Origin of the sequence: Methylobacterium variabile, from assembly GCF_001043975.1 — a bacterium.
In the GTDB taxonomy this organism is placed as follows: domain Bacteria; phylum Pseudomonadota; class Alphaproteobacteria; order Rhizobiales; family Beijerinckiaceae; genus Methylobacterium; species Methylobacterium variabile.
This window is the reverse complement of sequence record NZ_LABY01000259.1, coordinates 21596-35104: the sequence shown is the minus strand read 5'-3', so window position 1 is coordinate 35104 and position 13509 is coordinate 21596. Positions and strand designations below refer to the sequence as shown.

Sequence of the window (13509 nt, the reverse complement as noted above, 5' to 3'; positions counted from 1 at the left end):
CGCTCGCCGGCGCGGTGCCGGTCCTGGTCCTCACCGCGCAGGTGGCGGCGTCGCTGCCGTCCCTGCGCCCAAGCCGTCTGCCGGCGCGCCGCCCGTCCCTGGCGGTGCTGGTGCCAGCCCACGACGAGGCCGGCCTGATCGCCGGCACGGTGGCGGCCCTGCGTCCGGGCCTCGCCCCGGGCGACCGCCTGCTGGTGGTGGCCGACAATTGCCGCGACGCCACCGCCGCCGCCGCCCGCGCCGCCGGGGCCGAGGTGGTGGAGCGCCACGACCCGTCACGGCGCGGCAAGGGCTACGCCCTCGATTTCGGCTTCCGGCACCTCGCTCGCAGCGCTCTGCCCGAGACCCTGGTGGTGGTCGACGCGGACTGCACCCTGGCGCCGGCCTGCCTCGACCGGATCGCGCGCCTGAGCGCCGCCCTCGACGCGCCGGTGCAGGCGGCCTACCGCCTCGAGCCGCCGCCGCAGGCCTCCTCGGCCTTGCGCCTCGCGACCTTCGCGACGGTGCTGAAGCAGATCGGCCGCCCCCTCGGCTCGAGCCGGCTCGGCTGGCCGTGCGGCATCTCCGGCACCGGCTTCGCGGTGCCGACGCGGCTCCTCGGCACGGTCGGGCTCGCCAACGGACATCTCGCCGAAGACCTCAAGCTCGGGCTCGACCTGGCGCTCGCCGGCCACCCGCCCCGGTTCTGCCCGGAGGCCGAGGTGGTGAGCGTCCTGCCCGCCGGCGCCGCGGCGCGGCGCGCGCAGCAGACCCGGTGGGAGCACGGCCATCTCTCCCTCATCCCGCCCTACGCCGCCGCCCTGATCCGCGCCGGGCTGCACCGGGGCGACGCCAGGCTCGTCGCGATGGCCCTCGACTTGTGCGTCCTGCCCCTGGTGACCCTCGGCCTCGCGGAGGCCGGGCTCCTCGTCGCGGCCCTGGCCTGGTGGGCGCTCGGCGGCGGGAGCGTGCCCCTGCTGATCGCCGGCACCAGCCTCGCCCTCCTCCTCCTCGCCTTCGGGCTGGCGGTCCCGCGCTGGGGCCGCGGCCTCCTCGGCTGGCGCGACGCCCTGGCCCTGCCCGGCCTCGTCGCCGGGAAGACCGGCATCCTCGCGCGCTTCGCGGTGCGGCGGCAATCGGAGTGGGTGCGGACCGAGCGGGCCGGGGAGGGGCCGTCGGCGCGGTAGCGCCCTTTCGGCCGGCCGCGGCAGCCATGCCCAGCCCAGGTAATACGCGTTCCGCTTGATCTGTTCGAATAAAGGCAGGACGCATCTCCCCTCTCCCGTGCGGGAGAGGGGTCGGGGGTGAGGGTGACACGCTTCCGTGTAAAGCACTGAGCGTTGTGCTTGCAGCGGGGCGGTTGGAGCTAGACTCAGAACCGCAGCACCCTCACGCCTACCCCTCTCCCAGACGGGAGAGGGGATCCCGCGCTTTACTGGTACAGAACGGATCCGGCGAATTTCGTCTCAGGCCGGGCTTCCCCGTGCCGTCGCCCGTTCGGCTCGGCTGGCGCCGCCGAACGAGTCCGTCCGACGGCGCCGTGGCCTCACGGAATGCCGGGCTCGCGAAGCTCCCCCGCCTGGAAGGCGAGGGACTGCCGTGTGCCGCGGGCCGGCCGGTCGGCGCGCCGCGCCGCCGCGTCGAGCCGGTCGAGGAGCCGCCGCGACACCGACGGATCGACCTTGCGGGCGAATGGCGCCCCGGACGCCAGGATGGCGTCGTGGTCGTGCTCGGTCAGGATCTCCGGGGAGATGCCGCCGGCCCAGCGGATGAAGTGCGAGCCGTACCGCCGGCCCTCGACCGGCTCGGGCTGGCCCGTGCGATCCACCGGGTCCCGCCAGATGAAGCCGCGCCGGGAGGTGCTCATGACGAGCGACGGCAGCACGAGCTCGTCCGGCACCACGGCGGTGCGAAACCACGCGAGTTCCTGCGGCCGCTGCGCGATGCGCGCGAGGATCTCGTCGACGGCGCCCCGGGTCAGCGCCCACCAGCAGGACCCCCAGTACAGCTCCAACTCCGGATGGCGGAGGCGGGGCAGCATCCGGCCCAGCCGCGCGCCCCACACCACCAGATGGCCGCTGGGCGACGTCCGGGGGTTGAGCAGCCGGAAATTTCCGAGATGGTGGTGCTGGATGTAGGTGTCGCAGAACCGCGACCCCTTCGCGTCGAGCTTGTGCTCGACGTTGATGTACTCGAGGTCCCGCTCCATCTCCCGGGCGATCTCTGTTATCGACCGCGTCGGGTAATCGGCGCCGGACAGGAGGCAGAACCGCTCGGCGTCGGGGGAGCCCCGGTGCGCGGCGCGGATCAGGTTGAGGATCGCCTCGACGACGGAGAACCCGCCCCACAGCACGCCGACCCGGTCCCGGTCCGGCAGGATCGTGCATCCCGGCCGGCGCCCGAGCGCGGCGACGAAGGGTCCGATCTTCGCGCGCCTGTCGATGTGGACGTAGATGTCGACGAAGGGCGCGCTCAGCCGGTCGACGAGCCTCTCGACCTGCTCCGGATGCGCGTGCGCCATGATCAGGATGGCCATGCGCCTGGGTTCCCGGTCGAGATCCGCACCGGTCTCATCGGCTATCGGCATGCCGTCGCTCCCCTTCGTTGCACTCGAGCGCCTCTCTGCTGTCCTCGATCGTGTCCCGCGCGGGCCGGCGACGACAGGTCGGCAATGGGGGCGGCCCGGGTTCCACTTTTGGCGCATGCCGGCGGTCATCGACGGCCGCGCACGCTGCCGGACCCGCCGCTGCCCCTGTCGCCGGTCAGCCCGACGGGCGCTCCGACGCGTCGGCCCGGGCCGCGGGGCGGGGGGCACGAGCGGCCCGGGCCTGCGCCGCGTCCAGCACCGCCGCCATCGCGGGCGCCACGGCCGCGAAGGTGGTGCCCTCCTGCACGGTGCGGCGGGCGCCTTCGCCGAGGCGCGCTCGCGTGGCGGGGTCGTCCCACAAGGCCGCGATGGCGGCCGCGAGCGCTCCGGAATCCTCCGGCGGCACCAGGTGGCCGTTCCACCCGTCGATCACGTAGTCCTCGGTTCCGGCGGCCCGCGTCGCCACCACGGGCTTTCCGAGCATCATCGCCTCCAGCACGGTGACCTGGCCCGAGGTGAAGGCGGTGTCGCGCAGGGGCACGACGTTGACCCGGGCCCGGCCGCACAGGTCGTGGCACTCCGCGATGGCGAGGTTGCGCCGCATGGTGACGTTCGGCGGAAGCGACAGGCCCGCGGTGGCATGGGTGCCGGCCACGATCACGGTCGGCAGGCCGAGGCGCGCCGCCGCCTCCACCAGGGTGCGGTAGTCGCGGTTGGCCGAGCCCATGGCGAGGATGAAGGGCGCTGCCTCGTCCTCCCGCGTCTCCCGTGGCTCGTCGCGAATCGACAGGGGCACGAACACGAACCGCTCCCGGGGCAGGTTCAGCCACGCGGCGTAGAGCGCGACCTCCCGGCGGGAATGCACCACGAACACGTCGACCTGCCGCAGCACGGCCCTGGCGAGGCGCGCCTTCCAGCCCCCCGGCGTCCGGCCCAGGTTGAAGCACCAGGCGACGAGCGGCACGTCGGATCGCCCGAGGAGCAGCTTGAGGAGCGCCGCCGTCACGGCGAGCTGCGGGAAACCGGTGAGGAGGCCGGCCCCGCCCCGGGGCGCCGCCCGCACCAGGCGCCAGGCGCCCCAGGCGTGGCGCAGGTAGTCGAACCACTCCGACAGGCCGCTCGCGGCCCGCGAGCGGTCGTGGACGTAGAGCGCCGGCGCCGTCACGAAGCGGGCGCCCCCGCCGACGTAGCGGGTGATCCAGTCGCCGTCCTCGTCCCGCGAGAAGGGGGTCGCGACGATCCACTGCATCGAGCCGTCTCCGTCAAGGCCGTCCGCGGTCCCGCCGCGGTCACGGGCGGAGCCTAAGGCGCCCGCGGGCGAGCGGGAGCGGGCCAATCCGGCGGCGGCCCCGGCCAGAAAGGCGACGGACCGCCCAGAAAGGCGGAGCCGGACCCGCGCCCTCCGGCGTACCGGCCGCGCCCGAAGGCGGCGCTTCGCCCGCACTGGCGTCAGGCTACCCTGCGGCCGGATCCCGCCGCAGGTCGACCTCGACCGGCTCAACCAGGCGCCGGAGGACCGTGCCCTCGCCCGGGCGTTCCAGGAATTCGGCGGCTACATCACCGACACCGCCGCCCGCACCCTGGTGATCGCCTACCTGGAGGAGGGCTGCACCGACGCCCGGATCGACCACCTGCACTCGGAAGGACGCGATCCTCTCGGTGCTGGCGATGGTGACGAGCAACGGCGCCGCTCAGCCGGGCGGCCCCGGCGCCCGCGTGGCTCCCCCGCCGCTCAAGGGAGAGTGAGGCGACGTCCGAGTGGGTCCTCGAACCGTTCGGTTGCCGGACACCCGCCCCGCGCCCGGGGCCCTGCACGAAGCCCGCAACGGCAGGCGAGCGTTCCCGCTCCGAAGACGTGCGGAAGAGCGTCGGGGCTCTGATCGTCAGCTAAAGGAGCGGACCAGCCGCGAAGCGCGTGACGGCGCCATCGAGCAGCCTCCCGCTGCACGACCAAGCAGCGCGAGCCCTCGCATTGTCCGGAGGGGTCCCGGGCGGCGGGGGCGGATCCGCGAAAGCCGATGCTCGAAACACTGAAAAGCTCCCGGGCCGGCTCTCGCCGTCGGCCGAGGAGGGAAATCCGGCAATACAACCAAACTCAAGCGGGAGGCTCATCTCCTGGGGCCGGCCAATCCGGCATCGAGGGCCTCGGGCGATGTCCGCGGCGGGCGAACCGGCGCGGGAGACCTCCCCCGCGCCCCCGCGGCGCTCACATCTTCAGATCGGAGCGGGATTCGAACGCCCGGATCGCCACCTCGGTCCGGTTGGTCGCCCCGACCTTGCGCATGATGTTGCGCACGTGCACCTTGACGGTGCTCTCCTTCATGTTGAGCTCGAAGGCGATGATCTTGTTCGCCTTGCCCTTCTGCAGCTGCTCGAGCACCGCGGTCTGGCGCGGGGTGAACTGGCTGCGAGGATCGGCCGCCCCGGTCTCCTCGGACCCGGCCCGGCGCTGAAGCAGGCAGCTCGCCGGCACGAACACGCCGCCGGCCCGCACCAGGCGCATCGCCTCAATCGCCACCTTGAGGCTGACATTGGTCGGGATGTAGCCGCGGGCGCCCTCGTTGAGCCGCTCGACGATTTCGCCGGGGTCCTCGCTGTCGCACAGCAGCACCAGGCTGGTGTTCGGGCCGATCCGCGAGCGCAGGGCGGCCTCGCGCTGGGCGTTGCCGCGGCCGGCCTCGCGGGGATCGTAATAGAGCACCACCAGGTCGCCGTCCCGATGGCCGACCTTGCCCCGCTCCCACTCGTCGATCGACGCGAAGGTCACGACATCATGGTCGGGGATCGCCTCGGCGAGGCAGTTGCGCAGGCATTCCCGCACAAGTTGCCGCGGCTCGATGATCGCGATGGCGGGCTTCAAGCCGGTCTCCTCGCCGGGCCCTGGCGCATCCGCCACCGTCTCACTCACCTCGACCAGTCTGCGGCCCCGCGAAGCGAGGCCGTAATCAACGAGAGCAGGCGTCGACATTGCTTCACCTCCACCACTGTACGATCAATCGTTATTATTGGATTGGTCTCACGGATCGACGGTCACGGCGCCCGGAACACCACGCAGCGCCACCCCTTACCCGAAGCCGGATCGGCGAGGAGCGGGGCGCTAACAGGCTTTCGACTGCGTATCCAGTCGATCCGGCCCTTCGCGTCCGTCCGTTCCTCCTGAAAGCAGTCCTAACACGGCCATAGACCAGTTACAATCCTAAATGCATCCATCTCCGGTGGCCTTTTCTGATACATTTTCGTGATTTGATTGACGACCGGTGGGTTCAGTCATTTGATACACACGCAAAGCGTGTATTGGCGGCCCGGTCCTCGAAGCAATATTGAAGTTACAGTAAAGTGTTCAGGCATGAGAAGACGCTCGACGGGGCCGTGGCACCTCGCCGAGCGGACTAGACTTTCAGGATGAAGGGGTTCGATTGCCTCGGTGCCTGGGTGCGGCTGCCCGGAGCGAGGGTTCGGCGGCGAGGATCCGGGCGGGGCGGATCAGCGGCGAGCCGTCATCGACAGGCCGGGCTGTCGAGAGCACGCGCGCCCGCGTCCAGGACGGCCTGGGCCGTGTCGGTCCCGGCAGGAAGCAGGGCGGAAATCGGCCGTCGCCCCTCGTCCTCGATCCGCGTCATCACAGCTCCCGTACATCAATTAATGTATAGAAACCGACATTGCCGCCGTTCGGAGCCATGCCTTACCCGTGATCAACAATCATCCAAAGCATGTCAGGTAAACCATATCGTTTGATAATTTTTGGTTCAAATGATGCGGTGCACCGAAGCGGGTCATGACAAATCATCGGCGAGCTTTCGGCTCGCCGATGATCCGTTCGTTGCAGCGGTCCGGGCGGAAGCCCCGCCCGTGGAATGTCAGGCGCTGAGAGGGAGGGCGGACCGCCCGGCCAGGGTGTCCGCCAGGGCGGCGGCGACGTCGTGGACGGTCTCCTCGCCCATGCCGGCGTAGAGCGGCAGCAGGATGCAGCGGTCGCGCGCCGCCTCCGAGTGCGGCAGGGGCGCCCGGAGGGGAAGCCCGGCGTAGGCCGGCTCGAGGTGGATGCACATCACGCCGCGGCGGCTGGCGATGCCGCGGTCGAGCAGGCCCTGCATCACCGCGACCTGATCGGCTCCCCGGGGCAAGCGCACGCAGTAGCTCTGCCAGTTCGACCGCGCCCAGTCCGGCTCGGTCGGGACCTCGACGCCGAGACCCGCGAGGGCCTGCGCGTAGACCTCCGCGAGCCGCCGGCGCTCCGCCACGATGGCGTCGAGGCGGCCGAGCTGCACCCGGCCGATGGCCGCCTGCAGGTCCGTCAGCCTGTAGTTGTAGCCCGTGGTCGGATAATCCTCGAACACCACGGCCCGGCTGGCGTGCCGGGCGACGTCCGAGACGCCCATCCCGTGCTGGCGCCAGAGCCGGAACTGGTGGTCCCAGGCGGCGTGCCGGGTCACCAGCATCCCGCCCTCGCCGGTGGTGAGGATCTTGCGCGGGTGCAGCGAGAAGCAGGCGACGTCGCCGAGGGGCCGGCCGATCCGCTGCCACTCCCCGTCGACCCGGATCTGCGAGCCGATGGCGCAGGCGGCGTCCTCCACCAGCCTGACCCCGTGGCGGCGGGCGATCGCGGTCAGGCGGGCCATGTCGCAGGGCATGCCGATCTGGTGCACGGCGAGGATCGCCCTGGTGCGGGGCGTGATCGCCGCCTCGGCGAGGTCCGGGTCGATGGTCAGGGTGACGGGGTCGATGTCGACCAGCACCGGCTCGGCCCCGCACTGCCGGATGGCGTTGGCGCAGGCGATGAAGGTGTGGCTGACGGTGACGACCTCGTCGCCGGGCCCGACGCCGGCGGCGAGCAGGCCTAAGTGCAGGGCCGTGGTGCAGTTCGAGACCGCGCAGGCATGGGGCGCGCCGACCGCCGTCGCGAACTCGGCCTCGAAGGCCGCGACCTGCGGCCCCTGCGTGAGCCAGCCGGAGCGGATGACGGCGCTCGCCGCGTCGACCTCGGCCTCGCCGAGACTCGGCTTGATGATCGGGATCACGAGGCGAGCTCCATCATGGGGGCGACTTTGGGGGCCACGGGCTTGCTGTTGGCCCGCCACCAGGCGACCAGCGCGTCGAGGCCCTCGTCGAGGCCGATTCCCGCCTGGAAGCCGGTCAGCTCGCGGGCGAGGCTCACGTCGGCGAGCCGGCGGGGCACCGGGTTGACGCTGCGCTCCGCCTCGTGGACCGGCACCAGGTCCGGCCGGCCCATCACCGCGGCGAGGCGCTGCGCCAGCCCGAGGAGCGAGGTCTCCTCGCCCCGCCCGACGTTGAGCGCCACGTCGCTCGCCGGCGAGAGCGCCGCCAGCACGTTGGCCCGGGCGACGTCGCGCACGTCGACGAAGTCCATGGTCTGGAGGCCGTCGCCGAAGATCAGCGGCGGCTCGCCCCGGGCGATCCGCTCCATCCAGCGGATCAGCACCTCGGTGTAGCGCCCGTGGAGGTCCATGCGCGGGCCGTAGACGTTGAAGTAGCGCAAGGCGACGTAGTCGAGCCCGGCCATGTCGTTCCAGGAGCGCAGCAGTCCCTCGCCGAAGCTCTTGGCTGCGCCGTAGAGCGTGCGGTTGCCGGAATGGGGCTCGGCCTCCGGCGTCGGGAAGGTCGTGGCCATGCCGTAGACCGAGGCCGAGGAGGCGTACACCACCTTGGCCACCCGCTCCTCGACGCAGAGCTCCGCGAGGGAGGCGGTCGCGTCCACCATCACCTCGATCGCCTCGCGCGGCTCGGCGGCGCAGTGGGTGATGCGCAGGGCCGCCTGGTGGAAGACGGTGTCGCAGCCCGCCACCAGCCCGGCCATCAGGTCGCGGTCGCGGATGTCGCCGATGACGAGCTCGACCGCGCCGGACGCCATGGCGCCCGAGAGGTTCTCGGTCCGGCCCCGCACCAGGTTGTCGACCACCACGATCTCGCGGCAGCCCCGCGCCACCAGGAGATCGACGATGTGGGAGCCGACGAAGCCGGCGCCGCCGGTGACGAGGACGCGGCCGAGAGGTCGGGACGGCTCACACGGCTTCAGCATAACGGTCTCCCAGGCTGTCGGTCAGGGCCGAGACCACGGTGGCGATCTGCCGCTCGGTGATCTCGGGAAAGAGCGGCAGGGACAGCCACTCGCCGGCGAGCGCCTCCGAGACCGGGCAGGGCGTGCCGAGGCGCACCTGGTCGGCGTAGGCCGGCTGGTGGTGCACCGCCCTCGGGTAGTGGATGCCGGTGGCGACGCCGGCCTCCTGCATCCGCGCCCGCACCGCGTCGCGATCCGGCACCCGCACGGCGTAGACGTGGTAGACGTGCTCGCGCCCGCCGGCTTTCGGCGCCTTGAGGCCGGCTTGCGCCAGCAGCACGTCGTAGCGCGCGGCCGCCCGCCGCCGCCCTTCCGTCCAGCCGTCGAGGTAGCGCAGCTTCACCCCGAGGGCGGCCGCCTGCACCGTGTCGAGGCGGTAGTTGTAGCCGGGGCGGACGTGGTTGTAGCGCCCCTCCTGGCCCCAGTCGCGCAACGAGCGCAGGGTCCTGGCGATGTCGGGGTCGGAGGTGGTGATCGCCCCGCCCTCGCCGCAGGCGCCGAGGTTCTTGCCCGGGTAGAAGCTGAAGCAGCCGACCGTCCCGAAGGCGCCGGCCTTGACGCCGCCCCGCTCGGCCCCGTGGGCCTGGGCCGCGTCCTCCACCACCGCGATGCCGTGGCGCTCGGCGATGGCACCGATCGCCGCCATGTCGGCGAGCCGCCCGTGCAGGTGCACCGGCACCACCGCGCGGGTGCGGGGCGTGATCGCCGCCTCGAACGCCGCCGGATCCATGGTGTAGGTCTGGGGATCGACGTCGACCAGGACGGGCCTTCCTCCGGCGTAGAGGATCGCCGCGACGGTGGCCACGAAGGTCATGCCGACGGTGATCACCTCGTCGCCCGGGCGCACCCCGGCGGCGATCAGCCCGAGATGGAGGGCCGCGGTGCCGGTGCTCACCGCGACCGTCTCCGTCGTCCCGCAATGGGCGGCGAAGTCGCGCTCGAAGGCGGCGACGGGGGGGCCGAGCACGTAGGCGCCGCTGCGCAGCACCGCGAGCACCGCCTCCTCCAGGGGCTCCTGCACGGCCCGGTACTGGGCCTCGAGGTCGAGAAGCGGGATCATCAGGCAGCCCTCAGGGACGACAGGTCGATCGGGTGGCCGCGCTGGGCCAGCGACTGGGAGGCGGCCTCGAGCAGGCGCACCACCCGCAGGCCGCTCTCGCCCGAGGTGAGCGGGACCTGGCCGTGCGCCGCGCAGTGGGCGAAGTGCTCGATCTCGGTGACGAGGGCTTCCTTGACCGGGATGTGCGGCGTCCAGACGTCGCCCATGCGGTAGGCCGGCAGGATCCGGCGGATCTCCTCCGGCGAGGGCCGCTCGTGGAACTCGACGCCGCGGTCGTAGACCTTCACCTTCTCGCTCGGCTCCATGTCGTCGTAGACGATCATCCGGCGGCTGCCGCCGATCAGCGTGCGGCGGATCTTCACCGGGGCGAGCCAGTTCACGTTGAGGTGCGCGGTGACGCCGCCCTCGAGGTAGATCGTGATGTGGGCGAGGTTCTCGGGGCTGCCCTTGATGTGCCCGGCACCGGTCGCCGAGATCGCCACCGGCTCGGCCGGCAGCAGGAAGTCCAGGATGGCGAGGTCGTGGACCGCGAGGTCCCAGATCACGTTCACGTCGTCCTGGAACAGGCCGAAGTTGATGCGCGTCGAGTCGTAGTAGAACAGGTCGCCCGTGACGCCGGTGTCGATCAGGTCGCGGATCTTCTGGACCGCGCCGGTATACACGAAGGTGTGGTCGACCATGAGCGTCAGGCGGCGCTTGGCCGCCTCGGCGACGAGGCGGGCGGCCTCGCGGGAGGTCGGCGCGATCGGCTTCTCGACCAGCACGTGCTTGCCGGCCATGAGCGCCGCGAGCGCGATCTCGTAGTGCAGGCGGGTCGGGGTCGCGATCGCCACCGCGTCGATCTCCGGGTCGGCCAGCATCCGCTGCCAGCCGTCGTCGATGGTCACTCCCGGGTGGCGGGAGGCGGCGCGGGCTTGCGCGGCCGGCGAGGGATCGGCGATCGCCTTGAGGTTGCAGCCGCCCGCCTCCGCGACGCAGCGGGCGATGTTCGGTCCCCAGTAGCCGTACCCGATGACTCCGATCCCGATCATGATGCCTCCGCGGGGTTGAGCAGGGAAGAAGGGTGAGAGGGGGCCGCCGCGGCGCGGGCGGGGACACCCGCCACGGTCGCGCCGGGCGGCACGTCGCGGGTGACGACCGCCCCGGGGGCGACCCGGGCGCCGGCGCCGATCGTGAGGCCGCACAGGATCGTGGCGTTGGCGCCGATGACCGCGCCGGCCCCGACACGCGTCGTCTCGAGGGTCCAGTCCTCCGGCCCCATCAGGGCGCCCGACGCCGTGACGGCGCGGGGGTGGCGGTCGTTGGTGAACATCACGCCGGGACCGACCGTGACGTCGTCCGCGAGCGTCACGCCCTCGCACAGGAAGGCGAGCGCCCCGATCCGGCAGCGCGCTCCGACGACGGCGCCGCGCTGGATCTCCACGAAGGGCCCGATCCGCGCGCCGGAGCCGACGGCGCAGCCGTAGATGTTGACGAGGGCGGGATCGGGCATGGCGGCGCTCGCATCGATCCTCGCGTTCACGACCGGCATCTCGTCCCGTCTCCCGTCCCGTCGATGTGCTGGGACGCTAGGCGGGCCACGAGGCCAAGTAATCGTGCCAATGCGACGGTGCTCGTTACGCCCAAATCACGCCGAACGGCGCCAGAACGGTCCGGTTCTGCTACCCCTTCGGAGGTATAGCGTCCGATGACGATCAATTCGGGCGGCCGGCAGGCCTCGCCGTTTTCCGGTCTGGGCAGGGGAGGGCGCGGATTCCGACACTCGTCCGCGAAGGAGCACCCTCATGCCGACCTTAGCGGATACCGCCCCGACCTGCGTCGTAAGGGGCCTGGGCTTCGATGCCCTGGCGACGGCCCTGGTCCGGGGCCGCACGACCATCTTCACCCTGAACATGATGCACATGCGGCTGCTGTCGCGGGACCCGGAGTTCCGCGAGAGCTACCGGCAGGCCACGATCGTGACCCTCGACAGCAACCTCCTGAACACCTGCTTCCTGCGCCGGCGCATGACCGTCGCCACCGGCAGCGACCTGGTGCAGCACCTCGCCGCCCGGGCCGCCTTGCGCGACCGCTCGGTCCTGGTGATCGGCAACGTGACGGCGGAGGAGGCCGGCGGGGTGATGCCGAGCCGGCATCTCGAGGTGCTGCGGCCGCCCTTCGGCTTCATCCGCGATCCGGCGGCGGTGGCCGACGTGATCGACCGGGTGCGGGCCTTGGCGCCGGACGTGGTCTTCATCGCCGTCGGCGCGCCGCAGAGCGAGATGCTGGCCCTGCGCCTGCGCCGCGCGGGCCTCGCCGCACCCTCGATCCTGTGCTGCGGCGCCGCCTTCGAGTTCGTCCTCGGCAAGCAGAGCCGCTCGCCGGTCTTCCTGCGCCGCACCGGCCTCGAATGGGCCTGGCGGCTCGCCAGCAACCCGCGCCGCCTCGCCGGCCGCTACGCCTCGGATGCGGGATTCATGCTCTCGATCCTGGGGCCGCTGACCCGCCTCGCGCGCTCGGGGGCGCTCAAGGTCGGTGGGCTGCAGCTGCAGTTCCGGCAGGAGGCGGGGCCGGCGCCCAAGGCCGGGCTCGGGCGGGGGGCGCTGGGGGCGGGGTAGATGTCGAGATCGGTTCAACGATGACGGTGGGTTGAATCCGCACTCCCATCGACAGCTCCACCGTCATCCCGGGGCCGCGCAGCGGAACCCGGGATGACGGCGTACGCGTCATCGATGTCGGGACATGCCGAGCACGCACCCTCACGCAAAAAAGCCGCCTCGACCCGGGAGGGGAGGCGGCTTCTTCCGTTTCGCGAGGTCCCGAAGAGAGCTTACTCGGCAGCGGCGGGCTTCTTGCCCTTCCCGGTGCCGCGCTCGGCGCGCTCGGCGATGCGGGCCGACTTGCCGCGGCGATCGCGCAGGTAGTACAGCTTGGCGCGGCGGACCTTGCCGCGGCGGACCACCTTGATCGAGTCGATGTTCGGCGAGTAGATCGGGAAGACGCGCTCGACGCCCTCGCCGTACGAGATCTTGCGGACCGTGAAGCTCTCGTTGAGGCCGCCGCCGGAGCGGGCGATCACCACGCCCTCGTAGGCCTGAACGCGGCTGCGCTCGCCTTCCTTCACCTTGACGTTCACGATGACCGTGTCGCCGGGCTCGAAGTCGGGGATCGTCTTGCCGAGCTGGGCGATCTGCTCCTGCTCGAGCTGCTGGATGATGTTCATCTGTCAAACTCCTGCCGTCGCCGCCGCGCCCCGGGATGGGATCCGGCGTCAGGATTTCGGCGTCCTGTTGTGAGTTGCCGGCTCCTTACAGGAACGGTCGCGGCTTGTCGACACGGTCGGCGTCGGCAATTTCTCGCCGCGCGGCCGTTCGCGCCTGACCCGCGGGAACCGGACGCCGGGATCGCTGTTGTTTCGGCTCGGTGCCGCGCCGGCGCCCGGCGCGCCCGACACGAGGACACACGGAGGACCATCCGCCATGCTGATGCGTTGGAAGATCGCCGGACTGGCCGCCCTGGCGTTCGGCGGTCTCGCGGCCGCGCCCGCGAGCGCCGCCCCGGCCGGACCCGGCCTCGCCGGCCTGCTCGCCGAGGCGGCGGTGACGCAGGTCGCCCAGGGCTGCGGCCCCGGCTTCGCCCGCGGGCCGTACGGCCGCTGCCGGCCGATCTACGGTCGCCGCTTCTATGGTCCGCCGCGGGTCTATGGCCGGCGCTGCTTCGTGCGCCCGACGCCCTATGGGCCGCGCCGGGTGTGCCGGTTCTGACACGGCCCCGCGCGATGACGCATCGATGACGGTCTCGGGTTAGCCCAGGACCGTCGGCGGGCGG

The 13509-nt window shown here is 72.0% G+C and carries 13 protein-coding genes; 3 read left to right on the top strand and 10 right to left on the bottom strand.

Annotated features, from left to right (window positions below; translation table 11 throughout):
- Positions 1-1166: glycosyltransferase family 2 protein (locus VQ02_RS29970; protein ID WP_053080608.1), on the top strand; the 1166-nt coding region annotated here is incomplete at its 5' end.
- A gap of 359 nt (positions 1167-1525) precedes the next feature.
- Here the strand turns inward: VQ02_RS29970 and VQ02_RS29965 are convergent.
- From VQ02_RS29965 to VQ02_RS29925, 9 genes are all read right to left on the bottom strand, one after another.
- Positions 1526-2515: a beta-1,6-N-acetylglucosaminyltransferase gene (locus tag VQ02_RS29965; RefSeq protein ID WP_048447898.1), complete on the bottom strand. Its 990-nt coding sequence runs from the start codon at positions 2513-2515 to the stop codon at positions 1526-1528.
- Between the two features lie 226 nt (positions 2516-2741).
- Positions 2742-3815 carry a glycosyltransferase family 4 protein gene (locus VQ02_RS29960; RefSeq protein WP_048447897.1) on the bottom strand — a complete coding sequence of 358 codons (1074 nt, stop codon included), beginning with the start codon at positions 3813-3815 and terminating at the stop codon, positions 2742-2744.
- Positions 3816-4020: 205 nt separating this feature from the next.
- The gene (locus tag VQ02_RS29955) at positions 4021-4248 is read right to left on the bottom strand and encodes a hypothetical protein (RefSeq protein WP_048447896.1); all 228 of its coding nucleotides are present in this window, start codon (positions 4246-4248) and stop codon (positions 4021-4023) included.
- Between the two features lie 524 nt (positions 4249-4772).
- Positions 4773-5534: a LuxR C-terminal-related transcriptional regulator gene (locus VQ02_RS29950; protein ID WP_157080870.1), complete on the bottom strand. Its 762-nt coding sequence runs from the start codon at positions 5532-5534 to the stop codon at positions 4773-4775.
- A gap of 889 nt (positions 5535-6423) precedes the next feature.
- Positions 6424-7584 (bottom strand): DegT/DnrJ/EryC1/StrS family aminotransferase, encoded by a 1161-nt coding sequence (locus VQ02_RS29945; protein WP_048447895.1) that lies wholly within the window; start codon positions 7582-7584, stop codon positions 6424-6426.
- On the bottom strand, positions 7581-8603 hold the full coding sequence (locus VQ02_RS29940; protein WP_048447906.1) for an NAD-dependent epimerase/dehydratase family protein: 1023 nt from the start codon (positions 8601-8603) through the stop codon (positions 7581-7583). The genes VQ02_RS29945 and VQ02_RS29940 overlap by 4 nt, the downstream gene beginning before the upstream one ends.
- Positions 8587-9702 carry a DegT/DnrJ/EryC1/StrS family aminotransferase gene (locus VQ02_RS29935; RefSeq protein ID WP_048447894.1) on the bottom strand — a complete coding sequence of 372 codons (1116 nt, stop codon included), beginning with the start codon at positions 9700-9702 and terminating at the stop codon, positions 8587-8589. Before VQ02_RS29935 ends, VQ02_RS29940 begins: the two co-directional genes overlap by 17 nt.
- On the bottom strand, positions 9702-10733 hold the full coding sequence (locus VQ02_RS29930) for a Gfo/Idh/MocA family protein (RefSeq protein ID WP_048447893.1): 1032 nt from the start codon (positions 10731-10733) through the stop codon (positions 9702-9704). The genes VQ02_RS29935 and VQ02_RS29930 overlap by 1 nt, the downstream gene beginning before the upstream one ends.
- Positions 10730-11233 carry an acyltransferase gene (locus tag VQ02_RS29925; RefSeq protein WP_048447892.1) on the bottom strand — a complete coding sequence of 168 codons (504 nt, stop codon included), beginning with the start codon at positions 11231-11233 and terminating at the stop codon, positions 10730-10732. Before VQ02_RS29925 ends, VQ02_RS29930 begins: the two co-directional genes overlap by 4 nt.
- Before the next feature lie 253 nt (positions 11234-11486).
- Between VQ02_RS29925 and VQ02_RS34990 the strand changes: the two genes are divergently transcribed.
- On the top strand, positions 11487-12299 hold the full coding sequence (locus tag VQ02_RS34990; protein ID WP_053080606.1) for a WecB/TagA/CpsF family glycosyltransferase: 813 nt from the start codon (positions 11487-11489) through the stop codon (positions 12297-12299).
- A gap of 212 nt (positions 12300-12511) precedes the next feature.
- On the opposite strand, the gene rplS is transcribed toward VQ02_RS34990, so the two are convergent.
- On the bottom strand, positions 12512-12904 hold the full coding sequence (gene rplS, locus VQ02_RS29915) for a 50S ribosomal protein L19 (RefSeq protein WP_048447891.1): 393 nt from the start codon (positions 12902-12904) through the stop codon (positions 12512-12514).
- Between the two features lie 256 nt (positions 12905-13160).
- On the opposite strand from rplS, the gene VQ02_RS29910 reads away from it, so the two are divergent.
- Positions 13161-13445 (top strand): GCG_CRPN prefix-to-repeats domain-containing protein, encoded by a 285-nt coding sequence (locus VQ02_RS29910; protein WP_048447890.1) that lies wholly within the window; start codon positions 13161-13163, stop codon positions 13443-13445.
- The last annotated feature ends 64 nt before the right edge of the window (positions 13446-13509 follow it).

Excerpts from the sequence above, each read along its gene's own strand:
- VQ02_RS29935 (WP_048447894.1), bottom strand. The coding sequence starts at position 9,702 with ATGATCCCGCTTCTCGACCTCGAGGCCCAGTACCGGGCCGTGCAGGAG.
- VQ02_RS29910 (WP_048447890.1), top strand. The coding sequence starts at position 13,161 with ATGCTGATGCGTTGGAAGATCGCCGGACTGGCCGCCCTGGCGTTCGGC.
- VQ02_RS34990 (WP_053080606.1), top strand. The coding sequence starts at position 11,487 with ATGCCGACCTTAGCGGATACCGCCCCGACCTGCGTCGTAAGGGGCCTG.
- VQ02_RS29925 (WP_048447892.1), bottom strand. The coding sequence starts at position 11,233 with ATGCCGGTCGTGAACGCGAGGATCGATGCGAGCGCCGCCATGCCCGAT.
- rplS (WP_048447891.1), bottom strand. The coding sequence starts at position 12,904 with ATGAACATCATCCAGCAGCTCGAGCAGGAGCAGATCGCCCAGCTCGGC.
- VQ02_RS29965 (WP_048447898.1), bottom strand. The coding sequence starts at position 2,515 with ATGGCCATCCTGATCATGGCGCACGCGCATCCGGAGCAGGTCGAGAGG.
- VQ02_RS29940 (WP_048447906.1), bottom strand. The coding sequence starts at position 8,603 with ATGCTGAAGCCGTGTGAGCCGTCCCGACCTCTCGGCCGCGTCCTCGTC.
- VQ02_RS29930 (WP_048447893.1), bottom strand. The coding sequence starts at position 10,733 with ATGATCGGGATCGGAGTCATCGGGTACGGCTACTGGGGACCGAACATC.
- VQ02_RS29960 (WP_048447897.1), bottom strand. The coding sequence starts at position 3,815 with ATGCAGTGGATCGTCGCGACCCCCTTCTCGCGGGACGAGGACGGCGAC.
- VQ02_RS29950 (WP_157080870.1), bottom strand. The coding sequence starts at position 5,534 with ATGTCGACGCCTGCTCTCGTTGATTACGGCCTCGCTTCGCGGGGCCGC.